19 protein-coding genes are annotated in these 21,695 nt (G+C 53.7%); 5 read left to right on the forward strand and 14 right to left on the reverse strand.

Annotated features, from left to right (window positions below; all coding sequences use genetic code 11):
• Positions 1-15: 15 nt before the first annotated feature.
• On the reverse strand, positions 16-1,212 hold the full coding sequence (locus tag CJA_RS01840; RefSeq protein WP_012486055.1) for an MdtA/MuxA family multidrug efflux RND transporter periplasmic adaptor subunit: 1,197 nt from the start codon (positions 1,210-1,212) through the stop codon (positions 16-18).
• A 438-nt stretch (positions 1,213-1,650) separates the two neighbouring features.
• Between CJA_RS01840 and celB the strand changes: the two genes are divergently transcribed.
• The 3 genes from celB (at position 1,651) to ahpF (ending at position 5,661) form a co-directional block, all read left to right on the forward strand.
• Positions 1,651-3,186, forward strand: coding sequence for a cellulase CelB (celB, locus tag CJA_RS18925; protein WP_012486056.1), 1,536 nt, complete (start codon positions 1,651-1,653; stop codon positions 3,184-3,186).
• Positions 3,187-3,449: 263 nt separating this feature from the next.
• Positions 3,450-4,013 (forward strand): alkyl hydroperoxide reductase subunit C, encoded by a 564-nt coding sequence (ahpC, locus tag CJA_RS01855; protein ID WP_012486057.1) that lies wholly within the window; start codon positions 3,450-3,452, stop codon positions 4,011-4,013.
• A 97-nt stretch (positions 4,014-4,110) separates the two neighbouring features.
• Positions 4,111-5,661: an alkyl hydroperoxide reductase subunit F gene (gene ahpF, locus CJA_RS01860; RefSeq protein WP_012486058.1), complete on the forward strand. Its 1,551-nt coding sequence runs from the start codon at positions 4,111-4,113 to the stop codon at positions 5,659-5,661.
• 46 nt (positions 5,662-5,707) lie between these two features.
• Here the strand turns inward: ahpF and CJA_RS18515 are convergent, their stop codons facing one another.
• The 3 genes from CJA_RS18515 to CJA_RS01875 all read right to left on the reverse strand — a co-directional run bounded on the left by CJA_RS18515 (position 5,708) and on the right by CJA_RS01875 (position 8,370).
• Positions 5,708-6,736, reverse strand: coding sequence for a glycosyltransferase family 2 protein (locus tag CJA_RS18515; RefSeq protein WP_012486059.1), 1,029 nt, complete (start codon positions 6,734-6,736; stop codon positions 5,708-5,710).
• A 239-nt stretch (positions 6,737-6,975) separates the two neighbouring features.
• Positions 6,976-7,605: an RBBP9/YdeN family alpha/beta hydrolase gene (locus CJA_RS01870; RefSeq protein WP_012486060.1), complete on the reverse strand. Its 630-nt coding sequence runs from the start codon at positions 7,603-7,605 to the stop codon at positions 6,976-6,978.
• Positions 7,606-7,761: 156 nt separating this feature from the next.
• Positions 7,762-8,370, reverse strand: a complete 609-nt coding sequence (locus tag CJA_RS01875) for a LysE family translocator (RefSeq protein ID WP_012486061.1) — start codon at positions 8,368-8,370, stop codon at positions 7,762-7,764.
• A gap of 131 nt (positions 8,371-8,501) precedes the next feature.
• On the opposite strand from CJA_RS01875, the gene CJA_RS01880 reads away from it, so the two are divergent.
• Together CJA_RS01880 and CJA_RS01885 are read left to right on the forward strand one after the other, a co-directional pair.
• Positions 8,502-8,846, forward strand: a complete 345-nt coding sequence (locus tag CJA_RS01880; protein WP_012486062.1) for a hypothetical protein — start codon at positions 8,502-8,504, stop codon at positions 8,844-8,846.
• Positions 8,847-9,260: 414 nt separating this feature from the next.
• Positions 9,261-9,728 (forward strand): nuclear transport factor 2 family protein, encoded by a 468-nt coding sequence (locus tag CJA_RS01885; RefSeq protein WP_012486065.1) that lies wholly within the window; start codon positions 9,261-9,263, stop codon positions 9,726-9,728.
• Between the two features lie 62 nt (positions 9,729-9,790).
• On the opposite strand, the gene pelA is transcribed toward CJA_RS01885, so the two are convergent.
• The 10 genes from pelA to dksA all read right to left on the reverse strand — a co-directional run bounded on the left by pelA (position 9,791) and on the right by dksA (position 21,581).
• Positions 9,791-10,990, reverse strand: coding sequence for a pectate lyase (gene pelA, locus CJA_RS01890; RefSeq protein WP_012486066.1), 1,200 nt, complete (start codon positions 10,988-10,990; stop codon positions 9,791-9,793).
• A gap of 179 nt (positions 10,991-11,169) precedes the next feature.
• The gene (gene panB, locus CJA_RS01895; protein ID WP_012486067.1) at positions 11,170-12,012 is read right to left on the reverse strand and encodes a 3-methyl-2-oxobutanoate hydroxymethyltransferase; all 843 of its coding nucleotides are present in this window, start codon (positions 12,010-12,012) and stop codon (positions 11,170-11,172) included.
• A 25-nt stretch (positions 12,013-12,037) separates the two neighbouring features.
• Positions 12,038-12,721: a deoxynucleoside kinase gene (locus CJA_RS01900; protein ID WP_012486068.1), complete on the reverse strand. Its 684-nt coding sequence runs from the start codon at positions 12,719-12,721 to the stop codon at positions 12,038-12,040.
• A gap of 13 nt (positions 12,722-12,734) precedes the next feature.
• A complete protein-coding gene (gene folK, locus CJA_RS01905) occupies positions 12,735-13,214 on the reverse strand; it encodes a 2-amino-4-hydroxy-6-hydroxymethyldihydropteridine diphosphokinase (RefSeq protein ID WP_012486069.1) in 480 nt (159 codons plus the stop codon).
• Positions 13,211-14,584 (reverse strand): polynucleotide adenylyltransferase PcnB, encoded by a 1,374-nt coding sequence (gene pcnB / locus CJA_RS01910; protein WP_012486070.1) that lies wholly within the window; start codon positions 14,582-14,584, stop codon positions 13,211-13,213. The genes folK and pcnB overlap by 4 nt, the downstream gene beginning before the upstream one ends.
• An 836-nt stretch (positions 14,585-15,420) precedes the next feature.
• On the reverse strand, positions 15,421-16,815 hold the full coding sequence (locus CJA_RS01915) for a sigma-54-dependent transcriptional regulator (protein ID WP_012486071.1): 1,395 nt from the start codon (positions 16,813-16,815) through the stop codon (positions 15,421-15,423).
• Positions 16,816-16,929: 114 nt separating this feature from the next.
• Positions 16,930-19,899 (reverse strand): ATP-binding protein, encoded by a 2,970-nt coding sequence (locus CJA_RS01920; RefSeq protein WP_012486072.1) that lies wholly within the window; start codon positions 19,897-19,899, stop codon positions 16,930-16,932.
• A gap of 45 nt (positions 19,900-19,944) precedes the next feature.
• A complete protein-coding gene (locus CJA_RS01925) occupies positions 19,945-20,127 on the reverse strand; it encodes a hypothetical protein (protein ID WP_012486073.1) in 183 nt (60 codons plus the stop codon).
• A gap of 30 nt (positions 20,128-20,157) precedes the next feature.
• Entirely contained in the window at positions 20,158-21,096 is a 939-nt protein-coding gene (gluQRS, locus tag CJA_RS01930; RefSeq protein ID WP_012486074.1) for a tRNA glutamyl-Q(34) synthetase GluQRS, read from the reverse strand.
• Between the two features lie 41 nt (positions 21,097-21,137).
• The gene (gene dksA / locus CJA_RS01935; protein ID WP_041550919.1) at positions 21,138-21,581 is read right to left on the reverse strand and encodes an RNA polymerase-binding protein DksA; all 444 of its coding nucleotides are present in this window, start codon (positions 21,579-21,581) and stop codon (positions 21,138-21,140) included.
• Positions 21,582-21,695 lie beyond the last annotated feature (114 nt).

Raw genomic sequence — 21,695 nt, forward strand, 5'->3', positions numbered from 1 at the left:
GGGCTGACCACTACCTTATTGGGGCTTGCCCGATTCTGCTGCGGGTTCTTCCTGCTCAATCACCTTGGCATCTTTGCCTTCCCACAGACGGTCTATACCTTCCAGTACCACCTGCTCGCCTTCGCTCAAACCTTCGGTTACCGCAATGCGCTGGTCTTCCTGCACGCCCAGGGTGATGCGGCGCATTCTTGCTTTTCCTTCGGCATCAATGACATACACATAGGCACCTTTGGAACCATATTGCACGGCATCAGCCGGGATGGTGAGGGCGTCTTTGACGGTTTGTACTTGCAAGCGGGCGTTAACAAATTGGTTGGGGAACAGGCTGTCATCGCTGTTATCGAACTCGGCGCGCAGGCGCAGGGTACCGGTAGCGGTATCGATTTGGTTATCCAGGGTGGTGAGCTGGCCGCTTGCCAATAGCTGTTGTTCACTGCGATCCCAGGCTTCGACGACAAGTGGCTGCTGGCTGGCCAGCGCCTGGTGATGGGCCTGGCGCACCGCCATCAACTGGTTTTCGGGGATGGTAAATACCACGGTAATAGGATGGGTTTGGGTGATAGTGACCAAACCGTTGCTGTCGCCTGCATTGACCAGGTTGCCAATATCCACCTGGCGTAAACCGGTGCGCCCGGTGATGGGGGCCGTAATGCGGGTATAACCCAATTGCAGGCGGGCATCTTCGCGCTGGGCCTCGTGGGTTTTGAGGGTGCCACGCAGTTGGTCAACCAGCGCTACCTGCTTATCGTATTGCTGTTTGGCAATGGAGTTTTGTTTGAGTAAGCGCTCATACAAGCGCAGGTCTTCCTCGGCACTTTTTAATTGTGCAGCCGTTTGTTGCACGGTGCCTTCGGCCTGGGCCAAGCCGACTTTGTAGGGTTGTGGATCGATAACGGCGAGCAAATCCCCGGCTTTAACCGGTTGACCCTCGCGGAACAGTACTTCCACCAGTGGGCCGCTTACCCGGCTGCGCAAGGTGACAGTATTAAGCGGGGTCACTGTGCCCAGGGCTTTCAGGCGCAGGGTCAGGTCTTCTTTGATGACGGATACGGTATGTACCGGGGTGGGGCCCATCCAGGGGTTGGGTGGTGGAGGGCGTTTGGCTTCTGGCTGGCGCAACCAGAAAAACCACACCAGTAAAATAACAACAACGAATCCCAATCCCAACAGCCAGCGCTGTTTGCGTGATAAGCCTTGCATTGATGACAACATTGAAAATTTCCGTAATTGGTAAGCGGTCAGTGTATTGGTTAGTAGGTCTTTGTTTTTGTTGGGGATCTTAGAGGATATGCAAACACGGGGATAGGTGAGCCTAAGCGTCCATTATAACCACTGCAACTGCTTTTACACTTCTCGACGCTTAACGAAGGCATTCGCTTTGAGTGGCCATTAAACGCTGGGTGCGGAGCCGGATACGTCACAGAAAGAGTGAGCCTTTTCCAATCAGGACTTTTTTGCGCTAGGCTATCACCCACAACAATAAAGTATTGGCTCGCTCTCACGAAATACCCATCAACCCGTAGTGCATAGCTTGTTTATGGATGGCATTTTTTCCATAGGCTGCTGCACGCGCATCGTCTGAAAACACCTGCATATTATTGTGGGGGTGTTTTTTACATCGGCTGGTATTAACAAAAGAGGAATAACACGATGAACTTGCTATCAGGTTGGGTAAGACCTCTGATGCTGGGGTGTGGTTTGCTCGGAGCCGCATTATCGGCGGGGAGCATACAGGCAGCAGTGTGTGAATATCGGGTGACGAATGAATGGGGCAGTGGTTTTACCGCCAGTATTCGAATCACCAACAATGGCAGCAGTACGATTAACGGTTGGAGTGTCAGTTGGAATTACACCGATGGCTCCCGCGTTACCAGTAGCTGGAATGCGGGACTGAGTGGTGCCAATCCCTATAGTGCGACACCGGTGGGTTGGAATACCTCTATTCCGATCGGGTCGAGTGTGGAATTTGGAGTGCAGGGCAACAATGGCAGCAGTCGCGCACAAGTGCCGGCAGTGACCGGGGCGATTTGCGGTGGACAAGGTTCCAGTGCACCGTCCAGTGTTGCGTCTTCATCTTCATCCAGCAGTGTTGTTTCCAGTACTCCCCGCTCCAGCTCATCGTCAGTGTCGAGTTCTGTACCTGGCACTTCGTCGAGCAGTTCCAGCTCTGTGTTAACCGGGGCCCAGGCGTGTAACTGGTATGGCACACTGACCCCTTTATGCAACAACACCAGCAATGGTTGGGGCTATGAGGATGGTCGCAGTTGTGTGGCGCGAACCACCTGTAGTGCGCAACCAGCGCCTTACGGCATAGTATCGACCTCATCCAGTACGCCGCTATCCTCAAGCAGCTCATCGCGCTCCTCGGTTGCCAGCAGTTCCTCCCTCAGTAGTGCAACCTCCAGCAGTGCATCGTCAGTGAGCAGCGTCCCTCCTATTGACGGTGGCTGTAATGGCTATGCCACACGCTATTGGGATTGCTGCAAGCCGCACTGTGGCTGGAGTGCCAATGTGCCCTCGCTGGTATCGCCCCTGCAAAGTTGTTCGGCCAACAATACCCGTTTGAGTGATGTGAGTGTCGGCAGCAGTTGCGATGGCGGTGGCGGTTATATGTGTTGGGACAAGATTCCCTTTGCGGTCAGTCCAACACTGGCTTACGGTTACGCGGCGACCTCCAGTGGGGATGTGTGCGGTCGCTGTTATCAATTGCAATTTACCGGCAGTTCCTACAATGCGCCGGGCGATCCTGGTTCAGCGGCACTGGCGGGAAAAACCATGATCGTGCAGGCCACCAATATTGGCTACGATGTTTCCGGTGGCCAGTTTGACATTCTGGTTCCCGGCGGTGGTGTTGGAGCCTTCAATGCCTGCTCGGCGCAATGGGGTGTTTCCAATGCGGAGTTGGGCGCGCAATACGGTGGATTTCTGGCTGCCTGTAAGCAGCAGTTGGGTTACAACGCCAGCCTGTCGCAATACAAAAGCTGTGTGCTCAATCGCTGTGACAGTGTGTTTGGTTCGCGCGGCCTGACCCAATTGCAACAGGGGTGTACCTGGTTTGCCGAGTGGTTTGAAGCGGCGGACAATCCTTCACTCAAATACAAAGAAGTTCCCTGCCCTGCAGAGTTAACAACCCGCTCCGGAATGAATCGCAGTATCCTGAATGATATTCGCAACACCTGTCCCTGAGTGATTACACAGGATAGAAACGGCCCTTGTGGCCGTTTCTTATTTTAAGTACGCAGGAGCCGATCAATAGAGAAAGGTATATCAACTCCATAGCCTATCCTTATCAACCCGCCTAAAAAATACTCATCGCTTATGTTTTATAAATTTTGATTATGAGAACCATGGTGTCATTCAATTAGCCCTGATTCCTCCAACTCCCTAATCTGTGCCCCGTCGAAACTTTCTCTGGCGACATTAACCACAGACCTTCAGGAGTTACATTCATGGCAAGTATCAATTCGGAAATTAAACCTTTCAGTGCCCAGGCTTATCATCAGGGTAAATTTATTCACCTGACCGAAGCGGATTTGAAAGGCAAGTGGTCAGTGGTTTTCTTCTACCCCGCTGACTTCACGTTTGTATGTCCCACCGAACTGGGCGACCTGGCAGACAACTATGCCGACTTCCAAAAACTGGGCGTGGAAATTTATGCAGTCTCTACCGACACTCACTTCACTCACAAAGCCTGGCATGACAGCTCGGAAACCATCGGCAAAATCCAGTACCCGATGATCGGTGATCCAACCGGCGCTATTACGCGCAATTTTGGTGTGATGATTGAAGAAGCTGGCTTGGCTGATCGTGGTACTTTCGTGATTGATCCACAAGGCAAAATCCAGATTATCGAAATCAACGCCGGCGGTATTGGCCGCGATGCCTCCGAACTGCTGCGCAAGGTAAAGGCAGCGCAATATGTTGCAGCACATCCCGGCGAAGTATGTCCGGCTAAATGGAAAGAGGGTGATGCAACCCTGGCTCCCTCACTGGACCTGGTTGGCAAGATTTAAGTTTTACTTTTGCAGGTTGCGTTTCCAATAAGCAGGAAACGCCCAGCAGGCTCACTCACAAGGTGAGCCTGCATTACTGATTATCACGGAGAACACCATGTTAGATGCTGCTATTAAAGGCCAGCTCAAGGCTTACCTCGAAAAGCTGCAGCGCCCGATTGAATTGGTTGCCAGTCTCGATGACACTGCCAAAAGCCGGGAACTCAAAAGCCTGCTTGACGAGATCACCGCTCTGTCAGACAACGTCAGTGCGCGCCTGGATGGCAACTCTGTGTATCGTCCTTCTTTCGGTGTGGCCCGTCCGGGAGAAACACCGCGTATTGAGTTTGCCGGTATTCCCCTGGGGCATGAATTTACCTCACTGGTACTCGCGCTGTTGCACACAGGCGGTCACCCAGCGCGGATTGATGCTGCAACACTGGAGCAAATCAAAGCCATTGATGGACAGTTCCATTTTGATATTTTTGTGTCGCTCTCTTGCCATAACTGCCCGGATGTTGTCCAGGCTGTTAATACCATGGCGGCACAAAACCCGAATATTTCTGCCACTATGATTGATGGCGCGCTGTTCCAAGGCGAAGTGGAAAAGCGCCAGATCATGGCGGTGCCCAGTGTCTACCTGAATGGCCAGCACTTTGGCCAGGGGCGCATGACGCTGGAGGAAATTCTTGCCAAAATTGATACGGGTGCAGCTGAGCGTGAAGCCAAATTGCTTAATGGCAAAGTACCTTTCGATGTATTGGTTGTGGGTGGTGGTCCCGCTGGGTCAGCAGCGGCTATTTACGCGGCGCGTAAAGGCATTCGCACGGGCGTTGTGGCCGAGCGTTTTGGTGGTCAGGTATTGGATACCCTGGCGATTGAAAACTTTATTTCAGTAACAGAAACCGAAGGCCCCAAACTTGCCATGGCACTGGAGCAACATGTTAAGGAATACGACGTAGATGTGATGAACCTGCAGAAAGCGGCTGAACTTATCCCCGGTGACCTGATCGAGGTTAAGCTGGCCAGCGGTGCCAGCCTTAAAAGCAAGAGTGTGATCCTTACCACCGGTGCGCGCTGGCGTGAAATGAATGTGCCGGGCGAAAAGGAATATCGTGGCAAAGGTGTTGCCTATTGTCCCCACTGCGACGGCCCTCTGTTTAAAGGAAAACGCGTTGCGGTGATTGGCGGCGGTAATTCCGGGGTGGAAGCGGCAATTGACCTGGCAGGTATTGTCGCCCATGTAACACTGTTGGAATTCGATTCCACATTGCGTGCCGATGCGGTGTTGCAGCGTAAATTGTTAAGCTTGCCGAATGTCACTGTTATTACGGAGGCCCTGACAAGCGAAGTGCTTGGCGATGGCCAGAAAGTGACAGGCTTGACGTACAAAAACCGCAACACAGATGACCTTACCCAGGTGGAGTTGGAAGGTATTTTCGTCCAGATTGGGTTACTGCCGAATACCGATTGGCTGAAGGGTACAGTAGCATTGTCCCAGCGCGGTGAAATTGAAATCAATACACGTGGTGAAACCTCTGTACCGGGTGTATTCGCCGCGGGTGATTGCACCACTGTTCCTTACAAGCAAATTATTATTGCGATGGGCGCTGGCTCGACCGCCGCCTTGGGAGCATTCGATCATCTGATCAGAGCAAGTGCGCCATAATAATTAACCATAAAAAACGCGGTCATGGGCCGCGTTTTTTATGGTGTTAGCTGGCATTTGAAAAACGCACGGGTTTCTCCAGGCGCCGCTCCAGGCGCGCGAGGATAAAGGCAAATTGTATAAAGTGAAGTATCCAGCGTACACCCAGGCCATGCCTGGCAACTTGCCACAGGTTTAACAGGTTCCAGCGCGCCTGGTGCTGGTGAACCTCATTCACCACTGGCCCTAATGCCAGGTTATTTAGTTGGCGAGCCTCCTTGCTGATTTGTATGAGTGTGCGCATTTGTAACTGCTTATGGCGTCGCTTCTGTTTTGGCGTCCGCGCAAAACGCCCGGCCTGTTCGATGCTATAGAGCCACCATAAATAGGCCTTGGTTTCGTATTTCCTGCCTGTAGCGCTACCGGCCCTTAATCGATATTCATATACCGGCCTGGGGATAACAACCAGGGTGTTTGCTTTCGCGAACATTTCTGCACAATAGAGTGTGTCCTGGGCCATGGCGACACCGGGCTGGTTTGGAATATCGACAAAAACCGATGTGCGAAATAGCTTGCCCCAGGTGTGGCCGCGCATGAGTTGGTGTTCGTAAAAAGCGATGAGTATCTTATCGCTGTGGAAGATGCGCGTACGTTTAGTGTTGTAGTTTGCAGGGTAGCGCTGCTCTTTGCTGAATATCCAGTTGTTACCTTTCACAATATCGGCATTGTACTCACATGCCGCAGCATATAAATCCCCAAGTGCCGAAGGTGGAATCAGGTCATCTGCATCCACAAAGGTAAAGTATTCTCCACGTACTTGAGCCAGCCCAGTATTTCGAGCGATGGATAATCCCTGGTTAAATTCATGGTTAAACAAGCGGATTATTGCGGGAGTTGTTTGTTGTAATACTTCGCATATGGCCTTGCTGTTATCCGTTGATCCATCATTAACCAAAATAATTTCGTAAGTGGGGGCGTTTTCCTGCATCAACAAAGATCTAATACAGTTTGCAACATAAGTGTCGACATTATAGACAGGGACAATCACCGAGATTGCAGGCTGACAAGTGGATAAACAAGGATCACCGTAGGTCATAGGTAATATCGGGTAAATAGGTGGTTTCCAAAAAAGAATAATAAGGTTCTTTCGTTACTATTCTGTTTCTGGCAAAAATGGTGAAACACGACTAAATAGAATTAGCAAAACCTGCGCCATGGTGAGCGGGAATGTGTCAGGGCTTATATTATTTGAAGTACACCTTCAACGCTTGATAGTCTTTATGCCATATTTTGGTGCGTATCGGCCCGGCAGCGCTCGATGATTGTGAGGGTTTATCAGGCCAGCGCATGTTTGTTATCAGCGATGCCATTTCTTAGCCAGAGCTTTTCGTTGCGGGCTTTGCGTAAAAACTGAGTGAGTAATTGAATACCTTCGGCCCAGAAGCCCAGGTTTGACTCACTATTGATATGACCTACATTTTGCAGGCGCAGGAAATCTGCGCCCCACTGCAAGGACCAGAAGGCGGCCTTGCTATCGCGCAGCCAGGGGTCGTTGCTGCTGGCGATAATTTTGGCTCCTACTTGTAAGGGATGTTGTGGCAAGCGCTTGGCGATTCCGAATTTATCCGGGTCTGCCGGGGCAACCAGAAATAACGCGGCGATTTTTTCCGGAAATTCCTCTGCAATGCTGGCACTGGCGAGGGTGCCGAAGCTGTGGGCAATCAATACAGCAGGTTTATCCACGTATTTCAGCTGTGTGCGAATCGCCGCTTTCCAGGCATCCAGATCCGGTGTGTCCCAGTTCGATAAATGAATTCTCCGGCTGTTAGGCAATTGTGTTTGCCATAAGCTTTGCCAGTGGTTTTCGTCGCTGTTACGTAAGCCAGGAACAATGATGACGGCATAGTTTGCTAAAGCCTGTGACAGGCTTTTGGTAATGGAATCGGGTATCAGCTGTGCACTCATGATGATTCTCCTCATGAAATTTGAATGCAGCTTAATTGTTCATATCGCCTTTGGAAAAGAATCGTTTTTTCTTTGTATATAGCCAAAATCAACGGGATTGGTGAAGAGATCCGGTTATATGCTTATGCCCGGTGCGGTGATCTGTAACAGGTGTTTTTATCGTTGGGAGAAAGCCAGCGCTATACCGGCACATAGTAAGGCAGCACCACAGAGACGGTTAAACCAGCGTTGATGTGACGGCGCTTGTAACCAATGCATAAGCATTTTGCCGCCCTTGGCATACACCAGCATCCACACCAGGTCTATGGCCAAAAAAATCATGGCCAAGAGTGCAAATTGCGCAGCGATGGGTTGTTGGGGTTGGATAAATTGGGGGAGGAGTGCGCCAAAATAAATCAGGCCTTTGGGGTTGGTAATCGCAACCATAAAGGCCCTGCCAAATAAGTGATTGCGTCGCACTTGCTGTCGGGCGAGGGAAATCGGTAGTACAGCGGCGCTATAGAGTTTTAGCCCGAGGTAAGCCAGGTAGGCCGCGCCCAGCCATTTGATCGTGTGGAAAATCCACTCAGCCTGGTGAATAACAAGGCTGAGTCCCAGCGCTGAGAGCAGGATCAGGACCAGGTTACCGGCGCTGGCCCCCAGCATCGTAAACCATGAATGCCCCAGGCCAAAACGTGCCGCGTCGATCATGCACGACAGCATGACCGGACCAGGGCTGGCTGAAACAAAAAAGGTGAGGGTAACAAACAACCAGAGTTGTTCCATGATTGGATTGGGGAACCATCGATGAGCGGGGGCCGCAGTCTAGCATTCCCGACCGGCAAAGGCGTTAAAGTCTTCTATACTCAGACCACTAGCCTATTTACATTCCAGAGACAAATATCACAGGGTGTTTTATGTCCAATAACAGTATCGCCAAAGCGATCAGGATTCTTGAAGGTTTATTGCGTGGTTTGGATCAAGCCTATTGGGAGGCCAATAGCCTGGATCGCAAGGATTTCTTCTATGACTTGATTAGTGCATTGCATGCTGAGTTATCCGAGCTGGGTAAGCTGAGTGTGCAAGACCATGATTTGGAGTATGAGCCGGTCACTGAAGAGTTTCGCGCTGCGCGTCCCAAATTGAGTCGGTTGCGCAAGTTAGTGGATGACTTTGCGCTGCGTTCTACTACAGCACTTAGCCTGGAAGGGCTTATCGATGAAACCCGTGTGCTGTTGGGGCGCCACTCTCCCGTTTTATAACCTTTCCAAATCAACCCTGATCAGTTATCGCCAAATAATTTAAATATTGTCATAAAAATACTGGCGATGACTGAAAATTGAACAATACTCAAGGTGTCGGCAGCCGTTGCTTCCTGTGGGCCAAAGCCAGTCAGTGTGTGAAAGCCGAGATGACTGTGAGAGAGGCTCATTGACGTAGGTTGATGAACGGCGGTCGTTGGGTTTTTCCGGCCCAGTTGGAACTCCCCTTTATTGGTAATCTAGTATGGTCTTGGCCGACATCGTTATGGTGTCGGCTTTTTTTATGGCCTGCTATTCCAGGCGGGCTGTCGCTGATACAGCGTTGAAAATGGCTCCCGGCCATTTTTTATGGGCTATTGTTAGCGCCTGGGCATGATCCAATCATCTGTATAACGTAAAGGGGAGAGATGAAATATGAGAAAACACCGGGCGATAACGATGCTGCTGGCGGCCATATCCTGGAGTTGTTCCAGTCAACTACACGCAGATTGCCTGGCCCCGGATGCTGTACTCAAGCTGGATGCCACTTACGAGGAAGCCCTGCGTATCGGCGATGTCAAATTACTCGATAGCCTCCTGGCCCCCGAATATTCCTGGGTGCATAACCTGGCCAGCCTCACCGAGGACAAAACCGGCTTATTGGCCCGCCTGCAAAAGCCGGGGGAAATTCCCAAGGCGCGTCGTTCGCACGATATTCGTTCGCATCGCCTGGGGGATACGGTGGTCTTGCAGGGTTTAAGTAGTGTGGAAAAGTGGAATCCGGATGGAAAAACCTATCGCACGTCACGCTATCAGTTTATGCGGACTTATGTGCGCGTGGGTGAGACTTGCCAGCTCCTGGGGGTGCAGACCATGAAGGTCTGGTCGAGCGATGGCCAATAAATGATTAGAGTTGGCAAAAACAAAGGCGCCTTTTAGGGGCGCCTTTGTTTTTGGGGGAGGACTCAGGATGGGCGAGGGTATTTTTTAGCCCATTTTTCGTAGTGCTTAAGGATTTTATTGGGGGCTGTGCTGAACCAGGCATAGCCTTCGCGGCGCTCTTTGGATACCTCGCCGATATCGTAGTGAATACTGTCATCGCGGTCGCCAAAAATAGGCTTGTCGGTACCCAGTTCATAGAAGCGCGACCAGAGTGGTGGTGCATTGGGATCATCGGTCAGGGCTTTGTCTCCGCGAGTCCAGGTCTTGCCCGTCATTTTGGTGGCTTGGTACCAGGCAATGGCGGAATGAACCGATTCGATAATCGCCGGACTTGGGTTATCCAGGCTCATGAAAAACTCTACCATCCACACACTTTCGGTACTGGTCAGGGAGGCCATTTCGTAAGCGCGGGCTTTGGCTGGCATCAGGGTGATCGGATCGTGTTGGGCGCCCCATACCGTCAATTTATTACCAATCATCACCTGGGTATTAAGGGCGCATTCAATGGCGCGGTCGAGGCTTTGTTGGGCGCGCTTACGCTGTTCTGCACTGGCGAAAGCGTAGTTGCCTTCACCCTTGGCGACATCGCGCAGCAAGAACATGATATTGACCATCAGTTCATCGTTATAGGTGATGTAGTTGTGGTAACCGCCTACCAATGGGTAGTTCTGTGGCCAGCCGCCATTGGGATATTGGGCGGTGAAAATCAACTCAAGTCCGCGCGCAAAGGCATCGCTATAGACCTTGTTGCCGGTTGCGGCAAAGGCCTTGGCCAGCAGGGTGAGCTGCATGGTAGTCGCGTCATTATCAAAGGTGGGGATGTAATTTTTCTCGGTGCCAAATGCCATACCCGGCTTGCGTTTTTTGGTCATGTCGGTGCGCTTGGACCAGCCGCCAGAGGGGGTTTGGAGGGAGAGTATGGCCTCCATGATCGCCTTGCCTTCATCGCTTTTGAACCACTCCAGCGGCTGGTTGGTTTCAAAGCCGAATTCTTTGGTATAGCCCGGTAGCAATGGCTCTTTGAGGCCGCGTCGCTTGGCTTCTTTTTTAACGACCTCCCAATCGGCTTTACGCAACGCCGCCGAGTGGTTGATATAGGCCTGCCATTGCGCTTCAAGGGCGGCCTGGGTGCTATTGGCGGTCGCGGATTGGTCAGCGGCAAAAGACAGGGGTAGCTGGCAAAGTGCTATCACTGCCAGGGAATATTTCAGGATTGTTCGCATACTGTGTACCTGGGTTGATGGCCTGGCCCCTGGGGCCTGGCGATAAGATCACTGCGTTGTTGTTGTGTGCAGCTGTTACCGAGGTATTGACCGAAAAAAGTGGTGCCTGATCAACGTCCCTGAATGTTATCAACGGAGTCTAGCAGCTTATCAAAGGCAATGCCCTGTATAAGTGGCGTCTAAAAGAACGTGTTTTCCTCGGCGGGAAATACACCGGCTTTGACATCGGCTACGTATTTTTGCATGGCGCCAGCGATGTCATTGGCCTCCAAAAGGAAGTTTTTGGAAAACTTGGGCGGTTGCTCGGTCAGGCCCAGAATATCGTTGATAACCAGAACCTGGGCATCCGTATCCTTGCCGGCACCTATGCCGATGGTGGGAATGGAAATCTCCCGGGTGATCTGTGCCGCCAGTGCGGCGGGGACGCATTCCAGCACCAGTAAATCGGCGCCTGCTTCGGCGAGTAATTTGGCATCGGCGAGGATTTTGGCCGCGCTGTCGGCATCGCGGCCCTGGACACGGAAACCGCCAAATTTGTTAACGGACTGTGGTGTCAGTCCCAAGTGGGCGCAGACGGGAACACCGCGTTCGGCGAGCATGCGCACTGTATCTGCCAACCAGGTCCCCCCTTCGAGCTTCACCATCTGGGCACCGGCCTGCATGATGCGCGCGCAATTGCGCAGGGCATCTTCCGGTGTGCCATAGGTCATAAATGGCAGGTCGCCGATAATCAGTGATTTCTTGTTGCCCCGCGCCACAGCCTCTACGTGATAGATCATCTGTTCCATGGTGACGGGAATAGTGCTGTCGTAGCCGAGTACGGTCATACCCAGTGAATCACCAATCAATACGACCTCCACCCCGCAACGCTGGGCCATGGCCGCCATGTGGGCGTCGTAGAGTGAAATCACTACAAATTTTTCGCCGCTGGCCTTGAGCTTATACAGGGTATTGATCGTGACGGATTTGGTCAGTGCTGTGTTTGCCGTTGGGGTGCTTTGGGAGAGGGTTCCATAAGGCATAGTTTGTCTCGCTTGTGCCGGGCGCTCAGAGTGCGGGTATCGGATTATAGTAGTGGCGGCCACTCTTGATGGTGAGAATGTATTCCACCAACTGCTTAAAGTGACCGCGATTGCTGGCCAGGTTTAAATCCTGTGCATTCACAATCAGCAGCGGAGCTGAATCGTAATAGTGGAAAAATTCGGTATAGGCGTCGTTTAAGGCCTGTAAATAATCCTGGCTGATGTATTGTTCTGCGGCAATCCCGCGCTGGCGGATGCGATCCCCCAACACATTGAGTGGGGCCTGCAGGTAGATCACCAGATCGGGGCGCGGGGCATCAATAACCAGCTTGTCATAGACCTGGCGGTAAATGGCGAACTCGTCATCATCCAGGGTGACGCGAGCGAAGAGCTGGTCCTTATCGATCAGGAAGTCGGCGACCCGTACCGGTTCAAACAGGTCATTCTGGCGCAGGCTGTGGATCTGGTTTGCGCGCTGGAACAGGAAGAATAATTGGGTGGGCAGGGCGGTTGATTTCGGGTCGCGGTAAAAGCGTTCGAGAAAAGGGTTTTGCTCCGGTTGCTCCAGCAAGGTGTCGTAGTTAAACAGCTGGGCCAGGTTGCGCGCCAGGGTTGTTTTACCCACACCAATACAACCCTCTACCGCAATAAACCGGGGCAGTTGCTCGCGGGTTAAATCCAGGCCTAGTTCTTCAAAGATCGCATCCACGGTAAATCCTTACTCAATCGCCAAGTACCTGCAAACCCTCTGGGGCACAGGCATTCAAGTGTTGTTGCAGGCTGGTGCCATCAGGCAGGACCAGGGCGGGACTGATGTCTGCCAGCGGATAGAGTACAAAACTGCGCTGGGTTAAAAACGGGTGGGGAACCGTCAAGCGTTCACTGGCGATCACCTGGTCGCCAAACAGTAAGATATCCAGGTCGAGTGTACGTGGTCCCCAATGTTCCAATCGCACACGTCGATGGTGTTGCTCCAATGCTTGTAATGCATCCAGCAGCGCCAGCGGTGTTAACCGGGTATCCAGCAGTGCTACGGCATTAATATAGTCCGGCTGCACGGGGCCGATTGCCTTGCTGCGATAGAGGCGCGATTGGGCCAGCCATTGCGTATCAGGTAACTGTGCCAGCTCGGCCAATGCCTGGGTAATCTGCGCAAGCGGTTCCTCAATATTACTGCCGAGGCCGATATACACGCGCGTCATGCCGATGAGTCGCCTGCGTTTCTGGGTTTACGTGGACGGCGGCGGCGAGGCTTGCCGGAACCTGTCGGCCGGCTCAGGGCCCTGACCATAGCCTCCCGCTCTTCATCATTTGCCCCCTGGAAGTGGGTCCACCAGCTGCCCAGGCCATCGAGCGGTTCGCCGGCTTCTTCACGCATCAGCAGGAAGTCGTAAGCCGCGCGGAAACGGGGATGATCCAGCAGGCGCAGGGCGCGCAGGCCCAGGCGATTGGGCAAGCGCTGTTGCAAATCCCAGATTTCTCTCATGGGTATCAAGAAGCGCTTGGGGATAGAGGTGCGGGTCAGCTGCTGGTTAATAACATCCTGGGCCGCCTGGTTCCAGGCCTGTGCGGGAGTATAACTATCCTGCAATTGCAGGTAGCGGCGCTGCAGCCCGGGCCAGAGCAGGGCGGCGTAAATAAAGGCGGGGGTCACGGTTTTATCGCTGCGGATACGCTTGTCGGTATTGGCCATGCACAGCTCGACCAGCTCGGCCATGGCTGGCTCATTGGCCTTCAGGGCTTCGTCTGTACCGGGGAACAATTGCTGCAGCAAATCGTATTCGCGCATCAGGTTGAAGGTAGCGGTAGCCGAGCCGTTCAGGAACAGCTTGAGAACCTCTTCAAACAGGCGGGCTTCCGACACATTGAGTAACAGGTTGCCGAGCGGGCGAATGGGCTTGGCTGTCGATGGCTCCAGTGCAAAACCCAGCTTGGCGGCGAAGCGCAGTGCACGCAGTATGCGCACCGGGTCTTCCTTATAGCGTGTAACCGGTTCACCAATAATACGCAAGGTGCGTTTTTTCAGGTCTTCCATGCCTCCGCAGTAATCGATGATGGAAAAGGTTTTCAGGTCGTAATAGAGCGCATTAACACTGAAATCGCGGCGCATGGCATCTGTTTCCAGGGTGCCATAGACATTATCGCGCAACAGCATGCCATCTTCGTTGCGGGTATGGTTCAGGTCTTCATCGTGGTGGCCGCGGAAGGTGGTGACTTCGATCATTTCCCGGCCTATGCGCACATGGACTATCTGGAAGCGGCGCCCGACGATACGCGCCCCACGGAACAGGCGACGCACTTCTTCCGGTTTGGCATTGGTGGCAACATCAAAGTCTTTGGGGTGACCGCCCAGTAACAGGTCGCGCACTCCGCCGCCTACCAGATAAGCTTCAAAGCCAGCCTCGTGCAGCTGTTTAATGATTTTGAGCGCAGCCTGGCTGATATTTTTGCGCGACACACCATGCTGGTCGCGCGGGATAACCCGAGGCTTTCGGGCGTTGCTCTGTGCGCTGGAGGTACTGGCGGAGTCCCGAGGGCGGGGAATGATCAAATTTAACAAGCGTTTGAGCATGGCATCTTTGCGTAATTAAGGGCATTCAGTTGCAGGGAAGCGGCGAGTTTAGCAGACCTGTCGGCTTTGCACGACCGGCAGTCGTTGATCTGTGGGCGGGTCTTCCCCTTGCTTTCCTTAACCCGGAAAGCAAAACGGGAAGACTTTCGTCTTCCCGCTGGAGGGTAGCACCGGAGTGCTGCGTTTTGGCATCTCAATGGGTATGCCTCCATGGCAATCATCCAGTTTCGCGTGCTATCCCATCCTGTGCCTAGTCAGTAGTTCCGCTTTATTTTACTGTCTTATTGCTCTTGTCTTCTAGCGTGGTCGTTCTAATTTATTGTATTTATTTTTATTAGTTTCTTCTGTTGTTATTGTTTCTTGTTGTTATTTAGTTTTTCTACTCTTGTTATTGTTTGTTGTTGTTATTCGAGTTTTTCAGTTTTTTATTATTTGTTGTTGTTATTAGTAGTTGTGTGTTCATTCTTATTGTTTGTTTTTATTATGCGCCATAGAAGGCATGAGTTGTGCCAATTATGAAAACTTCATTTAAATCAAATGGATAGGTTTTTTGGGGAAGGCGTTATCGCGTTTTGTTATTTCTATAGGTTACAAAAGCGGGAAGGAATTGTTACGCCAGTTGAGTAGCGGTAACAGTTTTGGTGGGGTAACACTTGCGTGGGATGAGGTAACACATTGACAGACCAATCTACAAAAGGTTCATTTGTCTGATATGAAGTGTCACTAAATGACCAATAAGTAACCAGTTTGCCAGCAGAAGTCTCTGGTGGTTATTGGCAAAAAAGCCCACGGCGATGACCTGTGGGCTTTTGGGGGAGAGAGGGGGGCGCGCCGGTTTATTTGGCGCTGGACTTACTGCGCGGTATCCCCAGGCGCTGGCGGCGCTCCCATAGGCATTTACGGCTTACCCCCAGTTTGCGCGCCAGCTCGGTTTCACTCATGGTGTCCTGGTGCTCAAGCACGAAACGCTGGAAGTAATCTTCGAGGGAGAGGTCTTCTGTGGGGCTGCTGCGGCCATTGCCGCGATTGGCGAGGCGAGGTGCTTCGAGGATAGAGGTGCCATCGTCTTCCAATTGGTTGGCTTCCTGGTCGAGCGAAAGCAGGTTGGCCCCGATTTCTGTACTGTCTTCACAAAGAATGACAGCGCGTTGCATGGCGTTTTCCAGTTCGCGGACATTGCCTGGCCAGTTATAGCCCATGATGGCGTCCATAGCGGCATTGGATAGCTTCAATTGGGGTTTGCCGAACTGGGCACAGTAACGCTGTAACAGGCTTTCAGCGATGTTAATGATATCGCGGCCACGCTCGCGCAGTGGGGGTAGTTCCAGTTGTACCACGTTGAGGCGGAAGTAGAGGTCTTCGCGGAACTTGCCTTCTTTGGTGAGCTTACGCAGGTCGCGGTGGGTTGCGGCGACCAGGCGTACATCGACTTTGCGTGATTCTACTGAGCCCAGGGGGCGAACTTCGCCTTCCTGCAATACCCGTAACAAGCGGGCCTGGGCTTCCAGGGGCAATTCGCCGATCTCATCGAGGAAAAGGGTGCCACCGTCGGCGGCGGCTACCAGCCCTTCACGATTGGTGGAGGCACCGGTAAAGGCACCTTTTTCATAACCGAAGAGCTCGGATTCGATCAGTGTGTCGGGAATGGCGGCGCAGTTGACCGAGATCATCAGGTGATTGCTGCGTGAACTCTCTTCATGGAGTGCGCGGGCTACCAGTTCTTTACCTGTACCGGTTTCGCCGTGGATAAGTACCGTGGCATTGGTTGGGGCTACCTTGTGGATGCGATTGTAGAGATCCTGCATCACATCGCTGCTGCCGATGATACCGGCAATAGTATGGCTGGCCGTTTGGCTGGCATTGGCCGCTTTGTTGGCCGCCTTGGCCTTGCCGATAACACGCTTGACCGCGGTGACCATCTCATCGTGGTCGAAGGGTTTGGCGATATAGTCAACCGCGCCCATGCGCATGGAGTCGACTGCAGAGCGCAGGCTGGCGTAGCTGGTCATGATCAGTACCGGGGTGTCGCCTGCCAGTTTGATCAAGTCGGTTCCCGGGGCTCCGGGTAAGCGAAGATCACTGATGATGAGATCGAAATCCTTGAGGTTGTGCTTGGTGGTTGCCTCTTTGACCGATGGTGCTTCGCAGACTTCGTACTGGTTGCGTTCCAGCAACTTGCGCAAAGCGGTGCGGATAATAGTTTCGTCTTCAACAATCAGAATCTTACTCATAGCAGTTTGTCGTCTGGCTGATAATGATTAACAGGCTTGTTGTTGTGCCTCGGCATCAATGCCTTCCCCTGTCGGAGGCTCGCCATTGGCGTGTCCTCGACTCCATTGACAAGGTTAATCCTCTGGTGGGAAATCCATATGCCGCGGCAGGGTAAACACAAATTGGGCACCGCGGTTATTGACGGTATCGGCGGGGCTGATGATATCCAGGTGACCGCTGTGGTCTTCGATAATGCTGTAGACCATGGCCAGTCCTAACCCCGTCCCTTCGCCTGGCTCCTTGGTGGTAAAGAAGGGTTCAAGGATGCGTTCAATCAGTTCGGGTGGGATACCGTGCCCCTCATCGGTAACAGAAACTGTTACCGAATACTCATCTTCGTTACTTTCAAGCATAACACGCCCTTGATCAGGGCTGGCATCCCGTGCATTAGATAAAAGATTTATAAAAACCTGGATGATGCGCTGCGCATCACCATCAACAATGGCACTTTTGGGGATGTCGTTACAGAACAACACCTGATTCTTATCTTTTTGTAACGAGAGCAACTGTATAGCCTCGTTCGCGCAGTCGCGCAAGGAAACCGCTTCAAAGTCCGATTTACTGGCGTGTCCTGCGTGGGAGTAACTGACCAGGGATTGCACAATGCGGCTGACACGATCGGTCTGGCTGAGGATTTGCTCGGCGGTGTCCAGCACGGCCCCTGGCTCCTCGACTTCGTAGCGCAGGTTTTGCGCCAGGCAGGCGATGCCGGTGATGGGGTTGCCTATCTCGTGGGCAACCCCGGCAGCCAGCCGGCCCACCGAGGCGAGACGCTCGGAATGCACCAGTTCCTGCTCCAGCAATTGGGTCTCGGTCACATCTTCCAGCAGCATCACCTGGTCATAGGCTTCCGCGCTGACCGGGCCGGAAATATTGGCCTTGTGCAGGCTGATCCAGTGGGGACGGCCATCCAGGTCGATTTCACGCCGGTAAAAGTGGCGCTCACTGCTGCTGCTGAAATCAATCAACAGACTGCACCAGGGCTCGGGGATATCTTCCAGGTAGGAACCGGTGACGTCCTCACTCGGCGTTTGGGTGAGCGCCGCCATGGCCTTGTTCCACATCAGAATCTCCATATCGCGGCCCAGCGAACAAACTGCCAGGGGCAGTTCTTCCAGGGTTTTACGGTGGTAGAGGCGCAGGTTGTTCAGTTCCGCCGCCATGCCGGTCAGGCGGTCGCGGTATTGGTTAAGGCGGTTTTCGATCAGGTTGATATCGACGGTGTCGCGCGCTTCGGCAATCTGGTGGGGAATGTATTTATCCATGATCTCACTGGCGACATGGATACCCATCAGGCTGGAGAGGTTGCCTTCAATCTGGTCGCGCAGGCGGCGCAGCGCATAGGGGCGACGCTCGTTGATGGTCAGTCCCAGCTCCTTGAGGGCGATATCCACTTCGCGACTGGCGGTGACCTTGCCCAGGGGCTTGGCCAGGCGCACTTTGAATTCAGAGGCGGAATGCACATCCAGCGCCAGCCGCACGGGGTGGCTAAGTTCGTCGGCAGCACAGAGGTCCGCGTTATATTCCTCGTCTTCGGTTTGCCTGGTAAAGAGCGAGATAACGACAAAGCATAGGGTGTTCAGGCCAAGTGATAAGAGGGCCACTTCCTGCCAGTAATTGCTGCCTATCCGGAGGGGATGTTCGAGGATGGGTAATTGAATATATTCAATGCCGGTCAGCATGGGAATCAGCAGCCCGACAGCCCAGATCGCCGTACCCAATCCCAGCCCGGCGAGCAGGCCGCGGCGGTTACCCTTGCTCCAGAACACAATGGCAAAAGTGGCTGGCAGGAACTGCAGGGTGGCGATAAACGCTGTCAGCGCCAGGTTGGTCAGGCTGTAGCGGTTATCCAGCAGCCAATAGAGCAGGTAGCCGCCCAGGAAAATGGCGGCAATCAGGATGCGCCGCAACCAGATCAGCTGACTGTAGATGTCATGGCGCGCGCGCAGCTTGAGGCTGGGTAATAACCAGTGGTTCATGACCATGGTAGACAGGGCCAGGGAGATGATCACCATGGCGCCGGTTGAAGCAGAGAGGCCACCGATAAAGGCCAGTAAGGTCAATCCCGGAGAGCCAAACAGGATGGGAACACCCAGGGTGTAATACTGGGGCGGCAAGGGCACCGCCAGTTCTGCACCGGCCCAGAGGATGGGGAAGATGGGCAGTGCCATCAACAGCAGGAACAGAGGGAAGGCCCAGGTAACGGTGTGGGAGTTGCGCATCAGCGGGTTTTCTGCCAGTCCCAGATGGAATATGTGAGGCATGGTGACCGCCGTTGCCACAAACACCAGCAGCAGGGTATGGGCTGAGTCCGTGTGTATGGGGTTGTGCAGCAGGGCCAGGTTTTCCGGGTGCTCCAGCAACCATTGGTCGAGGCCATCAAGGCCGTCGAAAACCCCAAAGACCGCCACAAAACCGACCGTGCAAAGGGCGCACACCTTGAGCATGGATTCAAAGGCCATCGCGGTAATCAGGCCGCGGTGCTGGTCGCGGTTGGCACCGAAGGAAACAGTAAAAAACGCCAGGATTGAGCAGTAACACAGGGCCATTAAATCCTTGAAGGTCAGCCCCGTTCCCTCTAATGGCAGGGTGGGATTGCTGCTCACTGTCAGGATATGCATGGTGTCGGCAATCGCCTGGATTTGCAGGGCCATCAGTGGCAGGATGCCGCACATCATACACAGGGTGGTCAATGCGCCCACGGCGTTGCTGTGGTAGCGAAATACCAGCAGGTCGGCCAGTGAGTGTACCTGGTGGCGGCGCGCCAATTCAGCCAGGGGCGCAAGCGCCACGGGAGCAAACAGGAAGAGCGCACCGGTTCCCAGGTAATAGGCCAGGGCGCCGTAGCCATACTGGAAGGCCAGGTCGATCACACCATAAAACGCCCAGGCGCTGGCAAAGATACCCAGCGACAGGATATAGGTTACCGGGTGGGAGGTGATGCTGTCGGGAATCCAGCCGCGCTCGGTTACATAGGCGATACCGAAGAGCAGCAGCAGGTAGGAAATCCCGATCAGGGCGACTTGGCTTAGGTCAAAGGTCATGGTGGTTGATGTGATCTTGTTGTTTTGTTTTTGAGTGTTGCCCGGTTAATCGACATCGCGTGTTTTGTGGCGTCGCAACTGCATGATAAAGGCGATCACAATGATCATTACCCAGGCGATATAGGGGCGATACCAGGCGCCGTCGGGCGCAACGATCCAGTTAAACACCGAGGGCGAAAAAATATAGGCGACCAGCAACAGCAGTATTACCAGGCGTTGGTTGTTCATAGCGGTGCTCCCGGTTTGGCGGCGGGCATATTATTCGGGTTTATGACAATGGCCCAGGCCGTGAATGGCTGTGCGTTGCCAGTGGGCGACTGCCCAGCTGAGCAGCTCTTCGCAGTGGCTTGTGCGCAGATCAACCGGGGGATTTTGCCCTAAAAAGTGTAGGGCCTGCCAGAGATTCTGCGCGGCTTGTGTATCGACCAGCGCTGGCGCCTGGTTTTGCTTGCTCAGTTTCTGGCCGTTGGGCTGCAGCGCCAGGGGCAGATGGCCAAAGGTCGGTGCTGGTTGCCCGAGTAATAAAAAGAAGGCGATTTGCCGCCCGGTAACCGCCAGCAGGTCGGCGCCGCGAATGATGTGGGTAATGCCCTGGGCGATATCATCGACGACAACCGCCAGCTGGTAGGCGTAAAAGCCATCGCGGCGTTTGAGTATCTGGTCGCCGGCGGCTATGCGCAGCCCCTGGGCCTGTACACCCTGGATGACATCGGTAAAGCCGATGGTTTCCGGTAGTGCAAAGCCGTATGGCAGGTCATAGAGCTTGAGTCGCCAGGCGATCGCCGTGTGGGAGGCCGGGGGGTGGAGGCGGCAGTGGCCATCGTAGCTGCCGCCCAGGTTTTGCAGCCGTTGGCGTGAACAATTGCAAGGGTAGGCAAGTCCTGCCTGGATCAGGGTATCAAGCTGGGCCTGGTACACATCGACGCGTTGGCTTTGGTAGAGCACCTCGCCATCCCAGTGCAAACCATGGGTGTCCAGTGAGCGCAGTATGCTGTCTGCCGCACCGGGCTGTTCGCGCGGCGGGTCCAGGTCTTCCATGCGCACCAGCCAGCGGCCCTGGTGTGCCTTCGCATCCAGGTAGCTGGCAAGGGCGGTCACCAGGGAGCCAAAGTGCAGTGGGCCGCTGGGCGAGGGGGCAAAGCGCCCGATATAACTGGCGGAGGCGGGAGGTGGTGGTTGTAACAGGATGCCCGTCATGGCGGGGGAGGTGCGGCGGGACTGGCCCGCCGCCGGGCGGATTAACCGCCGATTTGTTTCTCTTTGATTTCCGCCAGGGTTTTGCAGTCAACGCAGAGGGTGGCGGTGGGGCGCGCTTCGAGGCGACGGATACCGATTTCCACCCCGCAGGCATCGCAATAACCGTAATCGTCGTTTTCGATCAGCTCCAGGGTGGAGTCGATTTTCTTGATCAGCTTGCGCTCGCGGTCGCGGGTGCGCAGCTCCAGGCTGAACTCTTCTTCCTGGCTGGCGCGGTCAGCCGGATCCGGGAAATTGGCCGCTTCGTCTTTCATGTGGCTAACTGTGCGATCCACTTCTTCCATCAGCTCGGAGCGCCAGTTCAACAGCAACTGACGAAAGTGCGCCTTCTGGTTATCGTTCATATACTCTTCGCCCTTTTTTTCCTCGTAAGGCGTAAAAGGACGCAGCGCAAAGGTTTCTGTGGAGGGAGTTTTTTTCGCCATAGTAATTAGCGCCTCGTTGGACTCTTCAGTGAACTTCTCGATATGCGTATCGACAGGACTTCCTGGCTTGGCAAATTCTCCGTCGAACCCCATTTATTGCCCTGCCAGTTTATG

The organism is Cellvibrio japonicus Ueda107 (assembly GCF_000019225.1).
Taxonomy (GTDB): Bacteria; Pseudomonadota; Gammaproteobacteria; order Pseudomonadales; family Cellvibrionaceae; genus Cellvibrio; species Cellvibrio japonicus.